The organism is Pedobacter sp. Leaf176 (assembly GCF_001424305.1).
Classification (GTDB): Bacteria; Bacteroidota; Bacteroidia; order Sphingobacteriales; family Sphingobacteriaceae; genus Pedobacter.
In genome coordinates this window covers 508,722-526,466 of the sequence record NZ_LMPD01000006.1, presented here as the reverse complement: position 1 = coordinate 526,466, position 17,745 = coordinate 508,722, and the positions used below count along the sequence as shown (strand labels likewise).

The 17,745-nt window shown below is 40.2% G+C and carries 8 protein-coding genes; all 8 read left to right on the top strand.

Annotation, left to right across the window (positions count from 1 at the left end; genetic code table 11):
- Nucleotides 1-34 precede the first annotated feature (34 nt).
- Nucleotides 35-3,214, top strand: a complete 3,180-nt coding sequence (locus ASF92_RS18240) for a TonB-dependent receptor (RefSeq protein ID WP_056096651.1) — start codon at nucleotides 35-37, stop codon at nucleotides 3,212-3,214.
- Between the two features lie 4 nt (nucleotides 3,215-3,218).
- A complete protein-coding gene (locus tag ASF92_RS18235; RefSeq protein ID WP_082489634.1) occupies nucleotides 3,219-4,931 on the top strand; it encodes a RagB/SusD family nutrient uptake outer membrane protein in 1,713 nt (570 codons plus the stop codon).
- Between the two features lie 32 nt (nucleotides 4,932-4,963).
- The gene (locus ASF92_RS18230) at nucleotides 4,964-8,062 is read left to right on the top strand and encodes a TonB-dependent receptor (protein WP_056096646.1); all 3,099 of its coding nucleotides are present in this window, start codon (nucleotides 4,964-4,966) and stop codon (nucleotides 8,060-8,062) included.
- A 10-nt stretch (nucleotides 8,063-8,072) separates the two neighbouring features.
- Nucleotides 8,073-9,794 (top strand): RagB/SusD family nutrient uptake outer membrane protein, encoded by a 1,722-nt coding sequence (locus ASF92_RS18225; RefSeq protein ID WP_056096642.1) that lies wholly within the window; start codon nucleotides 8,073-8,075, stop codon nucleotides 9,792-9,794.
- A 100-nt stretch (nucleotides 9,795-9,894) separates the two neighbouring features.
- Complete coding sequence (locus ASF92_RS18220) at nucleotides 9,895-11,724, top strand: glycoside hydrolase family 2 protein (RefSeq protein ID WP_056096639.1); 1,830 nt, start codon at nucleotides 9,895-9,897, stop codon at nucleotides 11,722-11,724.
- A gap of 1 nt (nucleotide 11,725) precedes the next feature.
- Nucleotides 11,726-12,811 (top strand): endo-1,4-beta-xylanase, encoded by a 1,086-nt coding sequence (locus ASF92_RS18215; RefSeq protein ID WP_056096636.1) that lies wholly within the window; start codon nucleotides 11,726-11,728, stop codon nucleotides 12,809-12,811.
- 7 nt (nucleotides 12,812-12,818) lie between these two features.
- Complete coding sequence (locus tag ASF92_RS18210) at nucleotides 12,819-15,041, top strand: glycoside hydrolase family 3 N-terminal domain-containing protein (protein WP_056097152.1); 2,223 nt, start codon at nucleotides 12,819-12,821, stop codon at nucleotides 15,039-15,041.
- A gap of 44 nt (nucleotides 15,042-15,085) precedes the next feature.
- The gene (locus tag ASF92_RS18205; RefSeq protein WP_231729861.1) at nucleotides 15,086-17,740 is read left to right on the top strand and encodes a glycoside hydrolase family 2 TIM barrel-domain containing protein; all 2,655 of its coding nucleotides are present in this window, start codon (nucleotides 15,086-15,088) and stop codon (nucleotides 17,738-17,740) included.
- Nucleotides 17,741-17,745: the final 5 nt, after the last annotated feature.

The following is a 17,745-nucleotide window of genomic DNA, read 5'->3' as shown; positions in this document are numbered from 1 at the left end:
CAAATATTTACTAAACAGATTTATTACAACAATTATGGATAGACTTCACTTTCAGAAGAGGATTTTTTCGCTTGCGATATTCGAAAGAGTTGAACGGTTAAAAATTCTGTATTTATTGATTTTCTTTTTACTAAGCCTCTGTTCAATTCCCGCTTTTGCACAATCGCTGATAACAGGAACTGTAAAAGATAATAAAGGGGTAACCATGCCGGGGGTCAGCGTCAGGATTAAAGGAACACCTGGTGGTGTTGTTACCGATAATGATGGTAAATTTTCCATTCGGGCCACTGATAACGCGGTATTAACTTTTGCGTTTATCGGCTACATAAATAAGGAGGTTGCCTTAAATGGCAAGACAACCGTTACTGTGGTTTTGGAAGACAATTCACAGGGTCTTGATGAAGTTGTGGTTGTTGGTTATGGTGCTCAGAAGAAATCCACTTTGACGGGAGCGATTGCGCAAATCGGAACAGAGGAGATTATGAAATCACCGACACCAAATCCAACAAATAGTTTAGTCGGCCGCCTTCCGGGTTTATTGGCGGTACAAACAAGCGGGCAACCTGGTGCAGATGGTGCACAACTTAAAGTAAGGGGGGTAGCAACTTATGGGGTTAATAACGGTGCAATTGTGGTGGTAGATGGCGTGGAAAGACCAAGTTTTTCTGACGTGGATGCCAACGAAATTGAAACAATTACCGTTTTGAAAGATGCAGCTTCTACAGCAATTTACGGTATCCGAGGTGCCAACGGCATCATCGTAGTGACAACCAAACAAGGCAAAATCGGAAAGCCGAAAGTAACCTATACCGGTAACTATGCTTTGCAAACTTATACCGGTTTGGCAGTTGGTTTGCCTGCTTTGGAAAATGCGCTTTTGCTTAATCAATCCTACGTAAATGATGGAAAAACGCCATATTTTTCTGATTCAGATATACAAAAGTTCCGCGATAAATCAGATCCCATCGGTTTTCCGGATGTGCAGTGGTTTGATTATCTGACCAAAAAATATTATTCTCAAACACAGCACAACGTTAATATAAATGGAGGAACCAAGATTGCCAAATATTTTGTTTCAGCAGGTTACGCCTTTCAGGATGGTATTTTCAAAAAATTCGATTCGCCTTATGGCATCAACACCGTTCCAAATTATAACCGTTACAATTTTCGATCGAACGTAGATTTGACCCTTAATAAAGATTTTACCGTTGGAATAAAACTGGGCGGAAGATTTGCAGACCGTTATCAGCCTGCTGGTTTACGGTCTTCTTCCGCGTTTTCTTACGATACCATCGAAGGTATGATTTCACGTATACTGCAGGTACCGGCATATGCTTATCCGGTTACTTTACCTGATGGAAGAATAACTGCCAATCCTAACATTGGAACCAACATCTGGAATCCTTATGCAGTTCTAACCAGGTTTGGAACACGTAATGATGAGAATAATACAATTGAAAGCACTTTCAATCTAAATTATAAGCTCGATTTTATAACCAAGGGTTTAGGCTTTAAAACTGTTTTTGGTTATGATTCTTATTATAACAACATCGAGCGACGAAATGCAAACTGGGCCGCATACGTTTATAATCCTGCAACAGGTCAGGCTACCTTATCAACTGATACGAGAAACCGTGATGAGCCTTTAGGTGCCGTTCAGGATGGTGGCGTAACAGAGGGCAGCACCAATATGAACCTCCAGTCTGGTTTCGATTACAACCGTAATTTCGGTAAACACAGTGTAGGTGCGTTGTTATTAGGTACCAGGCAATTAATTAAATCGACAGGAACGACGGCATTTACCGCTCCGCCAAGAGCATCACAAGGTGTTGCGAGTCGTGTAACCTATAATTATGATGAGCGCTATTTTGCAGAATTTAATGCCTCATATAATGGTTCTGAAAACTTTGCTCAAGGTTTACGGTACGGTTTCTTCCCTGCTGTTTCTGCAGGCTGGACATTAACTAACGAGCCATTCTGGAAAAAGAACAATATTTTAACTTATTTCAAAGTTAGAGGAAGTTATGGTTTGGTTGGTAATGATAGGATTTCGAATGATCGTTTCTTATTTTTAACTAATTATTCTACAAACGCAGCCGGAAGTGCCCAGGCAGCACCGTTCGGAAACCCAAATTCAATAACAAGTTATCCAACATTATGGATTAGTGATCCACAGTTCTTTGGTGCATCTATAAATGCTTTAGGTAATCAGGCCGTAACCTGGGAAACAGGTACCAAGCGTAACATTGGTTTCGAAGCCCGCTTGTTAAAAGATAATTTAAGGGTAACAGTTGACTTATTTGATGAAACCCGTCGCGATATTTTAACAACACCACTTAGCGGATTGGCTTTATTTGGCCATAGCTATCCGAACTTAAATAAGGGAATAGTTTACAATAAGGGATATGAGGTTGAATTAGATTATCAGAAACAAATCGGCGACATAACTGTCGGACTGAATGCTCAGGTAAGTTATGCGAAAAATAAGATTGTTGAAAACGATGAGCCAGATGGTTTGCCTTTTTCTGCAGCCAGAAAAGGTACAAGTGTGGGACAGTTTTTTGGTTATAAAACCGATGGTTTCTTTCAGTCTGCAGCAGATATTGCCGCTTCGCCAAAATTACAGGGTTACAGCCCAATTCCCGGAGATTTGAAATTTAAGGATTTGGATGGAGATGGTGCGATAACCAGTTTGGATCAGGATAAAATTGGTTATACAAATACACCCGAGTATGTTTATAGTTTTAGCCCGAGAATAATTTACAAAGGCTTTACCCTTTCTGCACTGTTTCAAGGCGTAGCACATGTAAGCTCTAACGTAATCCTTAATGAACAGAACAATGGTCAGCAGATGTACGATTTTATGCTTAACGCCTGGACACCTGCTAACGCGAATACAGCGGACTGGCCCGCGCTTCATGCGAGAGGTACAGCATCGTTGAACTATGCTCTGAATGATTTTACCTTACAAAATTCTGCCTATTTGAAAATCAGAAATATTGAATTCGCCTGGAACCTCCCAAAACAATGGTCTTCAGCCTTAAAATTAGCGAACATCAGGCTTTTTGTACAGGGACAAAATCTGTATACCTGGACTAAATACCGGTTTTACGTGGATCCTGAAAATGTTAATACGATTAATACTGCATTTCCGCTTCAGGCGCTTTATCCAACATCGAAGATTTACAATTTTGGTTTAAATGTTCAATTCTAAAACAATGAAAAACTATAAAATACTTACGGCAATTGTTCTGTTTACCCTTTTTTCAATTTCTTGTAAAAAAGATTACCTGGAAAGAACGCCGGGTGTGGCCATTAGTGAGGACGAGATTTTTGCCGACCCTGCTTTAGCTGCCAGGTTTGCAGATAATGCTTATAACTATGTGATCACGAAATATGTGCGCTTTAACGACCACCGCGGCACTACTTCTCAGGCTTCTGATGAAGCGGTTTCCGGTAATTCGGAAGGTTCTGTAACCTCTTTAAACAGGGGGCTATATCATGATCATTCTAACGGACCATCTTTAAATGATATTTATGGTGTTTGGAAACTGATGTACGCTGGTATTGCCATCCACAATAAAATGTTAGCGAGGATCAGTGAGGTGCCGCCATCTCCGAATGCTTCTGTTCCTATTTTTAATCCAACACGTGTTGAAGGTGAAATGCGTTTTTTACGTGCTTTATCTTACTTCGAACTAACGAAAAGATTTGGAGGTGTGCCAATAGTCGATAAAGTTTACGATGTTAATGATGACATCAATTTGCCAAGAAAAACTTATGCAGAAGTAACTCAGTTTATCTTAAACGACTTAAATATTGCCATTACTAAACTTGGTGATGACGCGGCTTATGGACCATCAAACTACGGACGGCCAACAATTGGCGCGGCGCAGGCACTCAGAGCCAGGGTATTGTTATATGCTGCAAGTCCGCTAAACAATTCATCAAATGATAAAACCAAATGGCAGGCTGCTGCAGATGCTGCTAAAGTTTTGATGGACGGTCGCTATGAGTTACAAGCATCCTACGGCGATTTGCTTAACTTACCTTCTTCTCCTGAATACATCATGATTAGAATTAAAGGCAATACGCCTTTATCTGGGGAAATGATGCAGGATTTCTCCATGTCTCCGGGTTCCGGGGGGGCGCAAGGACAAATGAACCCGACACAAAACCATGTCGATATGTACGATATGGCCAATGGCAAACCAATTACTGATCCTACATCTGGTTATAACCCACAAAAACCCTATGAAAACAGAGAGCCTCGTTTTTATGATAACATAATTTACAATGACAGACCATGGCAGGGCGGAAAAATCGAAATGTGGTCTACTACTGATGCGCAGGGAAGGGTTAGTTATGGAAAAGATTATAACCCGACCATTACTTATACTGCAACCCGCTACTATTGCAAAAAATACTGGCCCGAAGTTTACAGAACGGTAGGCGGGAGTACAACTTTGTTAAATTACATCTATTTCCGCTATGCTGAAATGATGCTTAACTATGCCGAAGCCCAAAATGAAGCTGTTGGTCCTGATCAATCTGTTTACGAACAGCTTATAAAAATCAGAAGCCGTGCGGGTATTCAGGCAGGGACTAACAACTTATACGGATTAAAAGCCGGAATGACTCAGGATGAGATGCGTACAGCAATCAGACATGAACGTTCTATAGAACTTGCTTTTGAAGATCATCGATGGTACGATATTATGCGTTGGAAAGCCGGTGCGCAAACTATTGCCGTTCCAATGAAAGGTATGAATGTGGTTAAGAATTCTAACGGAACATTTACCTATACGCCATTTGTATTAACCTCAACCTTTCAAAAAACATGGTCTGAAATCCAGAACCTTTATCCAATACCAAGGGCAGAGATATATAAAAGTAAAGGCGTGCTCTTACAGAATCCAGGTTGGGAATAGTTATTCAGTATAATGCTAAAAGATTTTTCAATATGAAATTTATAAAATCAAAATATATTATTTGTGTCTTGTTCATTTTGGCCGGAATGCTGCATGTTTATGGGCAAAAGCCTGATGAAGGTTTAACGGTTACGGGCAGAGTTATCGATCAGGATAAAAAACCTGTTCCTGGAGTTGTAATTACCATACAAGAAGATAAAACCAATAAATCAGTCTCTACTGATGCCAATGGTAATTTTTCGATAGAAACCACTACGAGTGATGTTTTGGTATTCAAATTTTTAGGTTACAGAACTGTAATGAAACCTGCAGGCGAAGTAGATAAGGCAGATATCGTTATCACAAAAGCATTAATTGATGCTGGTGATGATGACAATGTTTACATCCCTTTCGGGGTGAGAAAAAGAAGGGAAGTAACTGCAACAATCAGCACGATTATGACCGACAACTTACCTCAGATTCCATCATCATCATTAACGAATGTATTTACAGGAAGACTTCCGGGATTAGCGGTTTATCCAAGCGGTTCTCAACAACCCGGTTACGATGCTTCGAGTTTTCTTATCCGCGGACGATCTTCATACAACAGTAACCAGGAACCGCTGGTATTGGTTGACGGTATTGAAAGAGATTTCAATTCTATGGACCTGGGTGAAATTGAAAGTGTAAGTGTATTAAAAGATGCAGCAACTTTGGCCTGGTATGGCATGTACGGCGCGAATGGTGTTATTTATGTTAAAACAAAAAGAGGGAGTGCTACAAGCACAAAAGTTACTTTTGATGCCCAGGCCGGATTACAGGCACCATTACAAATTGCGCAGCCATTAGACGCCTATACATATGCAACACTTTATAACGAGGCGTCTGTAAACAGTGGCGGCACTACGATTTACGATCAAACCGCGTTACAAGCTTATCAAAATGGTTCTGACCCTATTAAATACCCAAACAATAATTTTGTCAGGGATTTTACAAAAAAAGTTGCGCCAACCCAGCGTTATGTAGCGTCGGTTACCGGTGGTAATGCCTTTATTAAATATTACACTTTACTGAGTGCTTACATGCAGGGCGGGATTTACAAGGGCGGAAACAATGAAGCTTACGATGCGAACACTGATTTCAACCGCTACAACCTGCGTACCAACATAGATTTGCATGTAAATAAAAACCTGGATGTTGCTTTGGATATTGGCGGACGGATTACAAATCTTACCTTCCCAAATGCCGGTACAGGTACTTTTTTAAATACGGTATATTCTACACCAGCAAATGCTTTCCCTATTTTAAACCCAAATGGTTCATACGGTGGAACATCAATTTTATCACAGAATAATCCTTTAGCCATGTTACAGGCCAGAGGCGCGAGTACCGATTTAATGCGTAATATGATAGCAACCATAAGCGCGCGCCAGAAAATGGACGGTATTTTAAAAGGCTTATCGGCAGAAGTATTTTATGCCTATGATATTGCAGGTTTGTACCGCTCGGGATTTTCTGAAACCTATTCAACGTCTGAGTTGGGTGCAAATGGTATATATACTAATTATGGCACCGCCACCAAGGTGAATTATCAGGGAAACGTTTTTTCAGGAAACCTAAAGAAAAGCGAATTTTGGGCAGGCTTCGATTACAACAGAACGTTTGGCGGACATGATATTAAATTTTCAACGAGAGTGTCAAGAGCTAATCTCGCTTCATTCGGAAATCTTGATGTGAGGAGAGAAGGCTGGTCCAACAGGCTATCATATGGTTTTTTGCAGCGCTATCTTGTTGATTTAACTGCAAGTTATTCCGGATCAGAAAACTTTGCTCCTGGCAGGAGATATGGTTTTTTTCCGGCGGCCTCTGCCGGGTGGATTGTATCTGATGAAGATTTCATGAAAAGTTCAGCTACATGGCTCGATTTCTTAAAAATAAGGGGTTCGTATGGTTTAGTTGGAAACGATGCTATTGGTTCTGCGCGGAGATTTGCCTTTAACGATTTCTTTAGCAGAAGCACGACGGGTTATAATTTTGGTACTTCATTCACAGGCGTAGGCGGTACAGCACAATTGGCTTTGGCAAATCCTGATTTAACCTGGGAAAAAGCTTATAAAACAAGTGTTGGCTTTGATGCCAAATTGTTTAAACAATCACTAGCAATCAGTGCGGATTACTTTTACGAGGACAGAAAAAATCTGACAACAGGTTCATTACTACCTAGTACTTTAGGCCAGAGTTTAATTTTCGTTAACGAAGGTGAGGCCGAATACAGGGGCTTTGAAACAGGTATCAATTACAATAAGAGACTCGGTGATGTTAATTTGAATATTTTTGGAAACTTTACTTACAACGTAAGCAAAATTTTAGCCATTAACGAAGCGGCCAATTTACCGGCTTATCAAAAAGCTTTAGGTCATCCGATCTCCAGCGTTATAGCCCCATCTGCTACGGCTTCAACCACTGCAGGTTACATCAGTTCAATGCTTATATCCGATGGTATTTTCCAGAATCAGGCGCAGATAAACGCTTCTCCGGTTCAACAATTATCACGGGAAGTAAAACCTGGAGACATTAAATATATTGATCAGAATGGTGATGGCGTGATTAACGATTTAGACCGGGTTAGAACGGATTTCAACTTTGTTCCTAAAGCTTACTTTGGATTTGGGGCATCTGTTGCAGTGAAAAATTTTGATTTAAACTTCTTGTTTCAAGGTACTAACGGTCGTTCAATTACTATTCAGCAATTGGTGAATGGTGGTACAGCGAATAACGGATATTTAAACCAATTCAGTGTCGATAGATGGACACCGGACAACCCGAATGCGGCCTACCCACGTTTATTATTAACCGATCGTGGTAACAATACGGCAAACTCTGATTTCTGGATTCGCTCCGGCGATTACATCCGTTTAAAAAATGTTGAGTTAGGTTATTCATTATCTCCGTCATTTATTAAAAGATTGAAGATATCGCAGCTTCGTTTTTATGTTAGCGGCTTAAATCTTCTAACTTTTGATAGGTTAGGCGATTTGAATATCGACCCTGAGTTACCTGAATCAGGATATGCATCTACAGTTGGTTCGACAAATAGTGCATCCTATCCATATATGAAAATTTATTCATTCGGATTGAACTTGAAATTTTAAAGATAAGACAATGAAAAAAAATATATTTTATTTAATCCTGGCTTTTGTAACCATGCAGGTAGCCGGATGTAAAAAAGATGGCTTTCTTCAAGATGGATCTTTTAGTGGCGGAAACGACATTACACAGGCACAACTTTGGGCCAATCCGGATTATGCCAGAAACTTTTTAAACAATGCCTATTCTGTTTTATCAGATCGGTATAGCGTTGATAATGCAGGTGCCTTATTTGCTTCAGGTACTGATGAGGCTGTAAATTCGAACCAGAATTCATCCATTACCACTTTGACAAACGGAACCTGGAGTGCAGCGAAACCTTTTGATGAGGTTTGGGCGGATATGTACACTGGCATCCGAAAAACTAACGCATTTTTAGAAAATGTTGATGGAAGTGCTGTTATTCCATTGGATGAAGTAGTACCGGCCAATGTTGCAGCCAACCAAACTTATGCCGCTCAGGTAGAACGCTTGAAAGGACAAGCTTACTTTTTACGGGCATTTTTTCAATTTGAATTATTAAAGCGTTATGGCAGTTTTCCTATTGTTACCCGCACATTAACTGTTAACGATAACCTTGATCTGCCACGCAACACGTTTCAGCAATGTGTCGACCAAATTTCGAAAGACTGTGAAGATGCAATTAGCCGCCTACCTTTATCGCCAACAGAATGGAGAGCGGCAGACCGTGGCCGTGCAACGCAAACTGCGGCAATGGCATTGAAAGCCCGGATGTTTTTATATGCGGCAAGCCCACAATACAACACCAATAACGATTTAACAAAATGGCAGGCTGCTGCCGATGCTGCAAAACGCTTAATGGATACCGGAAAGCACAGCATCTACACGTCATATCCGAATATATGGTTGTGGAATAACGGTGCTTTCAATGCGGAAACAATTTTCGCTACTTCAACCCTGAATACAAATAGTATCGAAGTGAATAATGCGCCGATAAGTTATGATGCTGCAAACGGCCGTACAAACCCGACACAAGAAATGGTTGATGCATTTGAAATGCGATCAACCGGTAGAATGATAACTGATGCGGCTTCTGGTTATTTAGCAACAAATCCATACGCAAACCGCGACCCACGTTTAAACTTTGCCATTATGTATAATGGTTCTACCTTTAAAAGTAAAACTGTTGATACTTATGTTGGCGGGAAAGATGGCTTGAACCTTAATGTTAATGCAACGAAAACAGGTTATTATATGCGTAAATATTTGAGTGAGGCAGCAGCATGGGGTCCAACTAGTACAACAGTTCGTCGCCCCTGGATATTTTTTAGATATGCCGAAATTCTATTAAATTATGCTGAAGCTTTAAACGAAGCACAAGGAGCCGCTGCCCAGACTGAAATTTTAAGGGTGCTTAATTTGATTAGAAACAGAACCGGTGTTCAAATGCCGCCATTGCAAACGACAAACGCTGCTGGAAATGGCTACGTTGCACCAAATCAAATTGAGTTAAGAAAACGGATTCGCAACGAGCGCAGAGTAGAATTATGTTTTGAAGAACATCGCTTTTACGATGTTCGACGCTGGAAAGAAGGTGAGCTAACATTTAACAAACCCGTAACCGGGATGAGGATTGTTCAAACAGCACCAACAACCTTTACTTACACACCGTTTACTGTAGAAAACAGGGTTTTTACAGCCAGGAATTATTTATATCCTATTTCGCAAAATGAATTAAACAAAGCGCCGAATTTAGGTCAGAATCCTGGTTATTAATCTTAATCCGGTGACAAAATTAAACGGACGGTTAAAACGCCGTCCGTTAAATAATTGTTAGTTTTGAAATAGCAATTATTTATCATTAAACATTTACATCATGCTGAAATCAACCTTTAAAGTACTTCTAGTTTCTTTATCGCTTCTTACTTCAATCAGTTACGCACAAGTTCGTTCTATACAAAACATTCAGGGCCGAAAAATTCAAAGCCTGAACGGCAAATGGAATTACATTATCGATCCGTATGAAAATGGTTACTATGATTACAGACACGATCCTTTCGATAAATCAAAATCCGGAACCGGCGGCTACTTTGATGATAAAGTTCAGAAAGATAAATCAGAATTAATTGAATACAATTTTGATTATTCGCCACAAATGAATGTTCCGGGTGATTGGAATTCCCAATCAGAAAAGCTCGAACTTTATGAAGGCAATATCTGGTTGCGCAGAAAATTTGATGCAAAACCTGAAAAGGGAAAAAAATACTATGTTTATTTTGGTGCAGTAAATTACGAAGCACATGTTTATTTAAACGGGAAAAAATTAGGTATTCATAAAGGTGGTTTCACACCTTTCCAATTTGATGTTACCAATCTGATTAAAGCGGGAGACAATTCACTAATTTTAAAAGTTGACAACATCAGAAAGCAGGATGAAATACCAACGGTTAACACCGATTGGTGGAATTACGGCGGCATCACACGCGACGTTTTTCTTGCGGAATTTCCGGAGCATTTTATCAGTGATTATAAACTTCAACTGGTTAAAGGGAATAACAATCTGTTAAACTTTTCAGTTAAACTTTCGGATGCAACAGCAAATCAGGAGGTAACTTTAACCATTCCTGAATTAAAACTTGAAAAGAAATATAAAACAGATGCAGAGGGTAAAATCAATGATGAGTTCACCTGGAATAATCTAAGCCTCTGGTCACCGGAAAATCCAAAACTATATGGTGTAACCATCAAAACGGATAAAGAAGACATCAATGATAAAATCGGTTTCAGAACCATCCAGGTAAACGGCGACAGCATTTTGTTGAATGGAAAATCCGTTTTCTTAAGGGGAATTTCCATTCACGATGAAAATCCGCTTTTAGCGGGACGACTACGTTCTGAAGGTGACATGCGCATGATGTTGCAGTGGGCCAAAGATATGAATTGTAATTATGTTCGCCTGGCACACTATCCGCATAATGAAGAAATGATTCGCCTTGCAGATGAAATGGGTTTATTGGTTTGGGCAGAAGTTCCGGTTTACTGGACCATCAGCTGGACAAACCCTGCAACCTATGCCAATGCAAAACAGCAACTTACCGATTTAATCGTTCGCGATAAAAACAGGGCAAGTGTAATCGTTTGGTCAATCGGGAATGAAACACCACTTAGTGATGCCCGGTTAAGCTTTATGAGCAACCTGGCTGAAACCGCCCGCTCTTTAGATGATACCCGCCTAGTTGCTGCAGCTTTAGAAGTTCATCGTGAAGGCAGTTCAATTATTTTAAACGATCCACTGGGTGAAAAGATCGATTTAGTAAGCTTTAACGAATATGCCGGCTGGTATTGGGGTGGAACTCCCTCAGAAATTACCAAATACAGTTTCAATATAAAATACAATAAACCTGTCGTAATCACAGAGTTTGGAGGCGATGCTTTGGGTGGTTTCCATGCCGATGAAAATACCCGTTGGAGCGAAGAATATCAGGAAGCTTTGTACAAAAACCAGATTACCATGCTAAGTAAAATAACTGCTTTGCGTGGTATGACGCCATGGATTTTAACGGACTTCCGATCACCAAGAAGGCAACATCCGATTTATCAGAATTTCTGGAACCGCAAAGGTTTAATAAGCGAAACAGGTAAGAAAAAGAAAGCTTTCTATGTTCTTAAAGACTATTACGAACAGATGCAGCTGAAATATAAATAATATGATGGGATTGACGAAAATTAGTGTGCTTTCGAAACTGATAATACCAATGGCCTTATTAGGTATCTCCTGCGAAAAGCAGAACAATAATGGTATTGAAGAAGCTCCGGTTATTTCAACCGTAGAAACGACTTTGCAGAAAGAAATGCCTTTTAAAATGGGTGCTGCAGTTAACGTATCGCTTTTGAAAAACAACACGAATTATCGCAATCTCGTAGTTAAAGAATTTAACAGTATAACGGCCGAGAATGCCATGAAGTTCGCTTCCGTTCATCCATCAAAAGATACTTATACCTGGAGCGAAGCTGATTACCTTGTGGATTTCGCAATTACTAACGGGAAACGTATTCACGGACATACATTAAACTGGTATAAATCGCTTCCCGATTGGGTTACTAAATTCCAGGGCACAACAGCCGAATGGGAGAACTTATTGAAAACTCATATTCAAACTGTGGTAAGCCATTTTAAAGGAAAGGTAGTTTCGTGGGATGTCGTTAACGAAGCCATAAATGAAGATGGAACTTTTAGAAACAGCATCTGGGTTCAGAAACTGGGCGTAGATTATATTGGTCGTGCTTTTCAATATGCACATGAGGCCGACCCGGGTGCTTTACTTTTTTATAATGATTACGGTCATGAATTCGGGCCGACAAAACGCACGGCAATTATCAATCTGGTTAATAATTTAAAAGGCCAAGGCATTCCCATCAATGGGATCGGCTTACAAATGCACACCAGGGTTACTCAAACGGATTCGAATTTAGCAGCAGCAATTTCAACGGCTGCGGCAACAGGTTTATTGGTTCATATTTCTGAAATTGATATCGCGCTAAATCCCGATAATAATCAATCGCTCACTTATACAACTGATTTAGGAGTGCAACAAGCGGCAAAATATAAAGCAGTTGTGAAAGCTTATAATGCCATTCCGAAAGCACAACAATTTGGCATTACGCAGTGGAATGTAACGGATGGTGATAGCTGGATTCCTTCAAATTACAGTCGCCCGGACTGGCCATTGCCATTCGATGCACAATATCGACGTAAACCGGCATATCAGGGAATTTTAGATGGGGTTAAATAAAAATACAATGAAAAAGCATTTATCATCAGCCTTAATTATTGCATTATCTTTTTCTACTGCTTTTGCGCAGAATAAGAAAATTGAAAAGAAAGTTGATTCGGTTTTAAAACTGATGACTTTAGATGAAAAAATTGGTCAGTTGAATCAATATACAGGCGACAGGGATGCAACCGGTCCGATTACGAACAATCCGAACAAACTTAAAGACATCAGGGATGGTAAACTGGGATCGATGCTTAACGTAAGAGGCGCAAAAGAAACCAGGGCTGTTCAGGAAGTTGCCATGCAGTCTAGAATGAAAATTCCATTGATTTTTGGTCTGGATGTCATACACGGCTACCGTGTTACTTTTCCTATTCCTTTAGCCGAAGCGGCAAGTTGGGATTTACCTGCAATGGAGAATGCAGCCAGAGTTGCTGCAAGGGAAACGGCGGCCTCAGGTATTCACTGGACTTTTGCACCGATGGTTGATATCGCCCGCGACCCACGTTGGGGCAGGGTAATGGAAGGCGCGGGGGAAGATACTTTCCTGGGTTCGCAAATTGCGCGAGCACGCGTCAAAGGTTTTCAAGGGAAGGGATTAGGTAATTTAGATGCGATTATGGCCTGTGCAAAACATTTTGCTGCTTATGGCGCAGCCATTGCTGGTCGTGATTACAATACGGTTGATATGAGTGAACACAGCCTTTGGGAAACCTATTTGCCACCATTCAAAGCAGCTGTAGACGCGGGTGCGGCAACTTTCATGAATTCATTCAACACGCTTAACGGAATTCCGGCTACGGGAAGCAGCTACTTACAACGCGATATTTTAAAAGGCAAATGGAAATATACGGGTTTTGTGGTGAGTGATTGGGGTTCGATTGGTGAAATGGTTGCCCATGGTTATGCAAAAGATAAATCAGAAGCAGCTGAACTGGCCATTAAAGCTGGTAGTGATATGGATATGGAAAGCAGAAGTTATCTGCCTTCGCTGGCAAAATTGGTAGCAGATAAAAAGGTGGATATGGCATTGATTGATGATGCCGTGAAGAGAATTCTACGCAAGAAATTTGAGTTGGGGTTATTTGACGATCCCTATCGTTTTAGCAACGAGGCCCGTCAGGAGAAGGAACTGAATTCTGCTGAAAACAGAGCGGCCTCTTTAAAAATGGCGGAGAAAAGTATGGTGCTCTTGAAAAATGAAAAGCAAACCTTACCGCTATCAAAGGATTTAAAGAAAATTGCTGTTATCGGTCCACTCGCTAAATCTGAAAAAGATATGCAGGGCTTTTGGTCTGTCGCATGGGAAAACGATAAGCTCATTTCACTTTATGAAGGATTGAAAAATAAGGTCGGAAACAAAACAGAGTTGTTATATGCTAAAGGTTGCGGCATTTCAGATTCTTCGAAAACAGGTTTTGCTGAAGCCGTAGCGATTGCCAAACAGTCCGACGTGGTAATTATTGCTGCGGGCGAAGCTTTTGATATGAGTGGCGAGGCTAAAAGCAAAACCAATATCCGCATTCCGGGTGTTCAGGAAGATTTAATTAAAGCCATTCAGGCAACTGGGAAACCCATTGTTGTTCTGCTCATGGCCGGTAGGCCATTAATATTTAACTGGACGGCAGATAACGTTCCTGCAATTATGTACACCTGGTGGCTCGGTAGCGAAGCCGGAAATGCTATGGCAAATGTATTGTTTGGTGATTACAATCCGGCAGGTAAATTACCTATGACTTTCCCCAGGGATGAAGGCCAGATTCCGCTTTACTACAATTACCTTAGCACAGGCCGTCCGTCTAAAAGCGATAAAGACAGAAATTACAAATCGGCTTATCTCGACTTGCCAAATAGCCCCAAATTTGCATTTGGCTATGGTTTAAGCTACACAACTTTTGAATATAGTAGCCTTAATCTTAATAAAACTCAAATGACGATGACCGATAAAATAGCTGTAAATTTTACGCTTAAAAATACCGGTAAATACGATGGGGAAGAAGTGGTTCAACTCTATTTGCAGGATAAATTTGCATCTGTTGTTCGTCCCGTTAAGGAATTGAAGGACTTTCAAAAAGTCATGTTAAAGGCTGGCGAGAACAAACAAATCACTTTTGTAATTGATAAAGAAAAGCTGTCTTTTTATAACCGGCAACTAAATTGGGGTGCCGAAGCAGGTAATTTCAAACTGATGATCGGAACGGCTTCAGATAACATCAAACTCGAAAAGGATTTTACGCTAACTAATTAAATAAAGAACAATCTGAGCAGTCAAAATTTTATAATATCAAATCCGTGATAAAAACTAACCATCCCAAATCATTAAAACAATTACATCTTTTGCTTGTTTCAGCAATGCTTTTTACTTTCAGTTTATCGGTCGAGGCTCAAAATAACATCAGTCTGAACGATGGTTGGGAATTTCAGAAAGACAACGGAGCAAAGGAAAAAGTAAATCTGCCACATACGTGGAATGCGTTTGATGTTTTGGACGATGAACCAGGTTATTATCGCGGATTAGGTATCTATAAGAAAAAATTAAATCTGGATGCGGCTGCAAAAGGAAAGCAAATTTACCTCGTTTTCAATGGTATAGCGCAGGAATCCGAAGTTTTAGTTAATGGAAAACCTGCAGCCAGACACATTGGGAGTTACACTAAATTCATCGTTCCGATTTCCAAATTTTTAAATTATACAAACGATTTAATTGAAGTAAGAGCAAATAATCGTTTTAATGAAGATATCCCGCCACTAACAGCCGATTTTACCTTTTTTGGCGGCATATACCGAAACGTTAGTTTATTAATTACAGAACCAATTCATTTTTCTAAAAATGACAATGCTAGTTCTGGTGTGTACATTACCACGCCCGATGTTTCGGCCGAAAAGGCGAGCGTTCAGATAAGGAGTTTAATAGACAATTCATCTACATCAGCAAAAAAAATACAAATTCATAGTACTTTAATTAATGCTAATGGTAAGGCAGTTGCATCTCAAATCTCTTTTGTTAATGTAGTTTCGGGAGAGCTAAAAACTATAAATCAGAACTTTAATTCAATTAAACATCCCAAACTTTGGTCGCCTGAAAGCCCATATTTATATCGTGTGATTTCGAGGATTATCGACGTCAAAACGAAGACAGTTTTAGATGAAGTATCTAATCCTTTAGGTTTTAGGTGGTTTAAATTCGATGCTGAAAGAGGATTTTTTCTTAATGGTAAACCACTTAAAATTATTGGGGCGAGCCGCCACCAGGATTATGAGCATTTAGGAAATGCGGTACCCGACGCCTTGCAAATTAGAGATATCGAACTACTTAAAGAAATGGGCGGCAACTTTTTAAGGGTTGCACATTATCCGCAGGATCCAATGATATTGGAGGCCTGCGATAGGTTGGGGATCCTGGCTTCAGTCGAAATACCTGTAGTGAACACCATTACCGAATCCGAAGCTTTTACGAACAACTGCCTGAACATGCAAAGGGAAATGATAAGGCAGAACTTCAATCACCCCAGTATTGTCGCCTGGGCCTATATGAATGAGGTTTTGTTGCGGCCTAAGTTTTCGAACGATAAACCACGCCAGCAAATTTATTATGACCACATCCGGGAGTTGGCCCAGAAATTGGATGATTTAACCAGAAAGGAAGATCCTTCAAGGTATACATTGTTGGTTAACCATGGCGCCTGGGACCTTTATAATAAAGTTGGCTTAACTAAAATTCCGATGATAGTTGGTTGGAACTTATATTCCGGCTGGTATTCCGGAATGCCAGCAGATTTTGCTAAATTTTTAGATCGCCATCATAAAGAGTTGCCCAATACGCCTTTTATGGTGACAGAGTATGGTGCCGATGCCGATCCCCGGATTCGTTCTTTCCAACCGGTTCGTTTCGATAAAAGTGTGGAGTATGCTGTTAAATTCCACCAGACTTATTTGAATGCCATGCTCGAAAGGCCTTTCGTTGCTGGTGGAATGGCCTGGAACTTGGCCGATTTTAATTCGGAAACACGTGAGGAAACCATGCCGCACATCAACAATAAGGGATTATTAACGATTGGCAGGCAGCCAAAAGATACATACTACCTGTACAAGGCCTATCTTTCCGATAAGCCCTATTTAAAAATTACCTCAGTTCAGTGGAAACACAGAGTTGGAATAGCCGATTCTTCTACTTCGGTTAGTACACAGAATATTCAGGTTGCTACAAATCAAAAGTCGGCGGAATTATTTCTTAATGGAAAAAGTATGGGAACTAAAGTTGCTGTCGACCACATATGCGATTGGAAAGTGCCTTTCGAAGATGGTACAAACCAATTAAAAGTTCTTTCAGGAGCGCTTATTGATAATGCAGACATCAATTTCCAGGTTGAGCCATTTAAGTTCTCAGATAAGATTCCATTCAACAATATGAACATTCTTTTAGGCTCCAAAAGATATTACATCGATGAAAAGCAGCAACAGTTATGGATTCCGGACCAAGCTTACAAACCGGGCGCCTGGGGCTGGATAGGAGGAGAACCCTACAAAGGAACAAACAACAGAATTCTATACGGAAGTGATAAAAATATCCTTGAAACGGATAACGACCCAGTTTATCAAACCCAGCAAGTTGGCATCCAACAATTTAAATTCGATGTGCCCGATGGTGAGTATGAGCTAACCTTACATTTTGCAGAATTGGTCGGTGGCGATGCAAAGGAAGCTTTGGCTTATAATTTAGATAATAACCACAAAAAGGAAGTTGTAGAACAGCGCATTTTTAATGTATCGATTAATGGCCAGCCATTTATGCAAAAGCTAAACCTCGCTGCAGATTTTGGCTATACAAAAGCGGTGCAAAAGAAAACAAGATTAACGATTACAAATGGAAAAGGCATATCAATCGGTTTTATGCCAATTGAAGGAAAACCCATTTTAAATGCTATTCAATTAAGAAAAATTTATTAAGTATA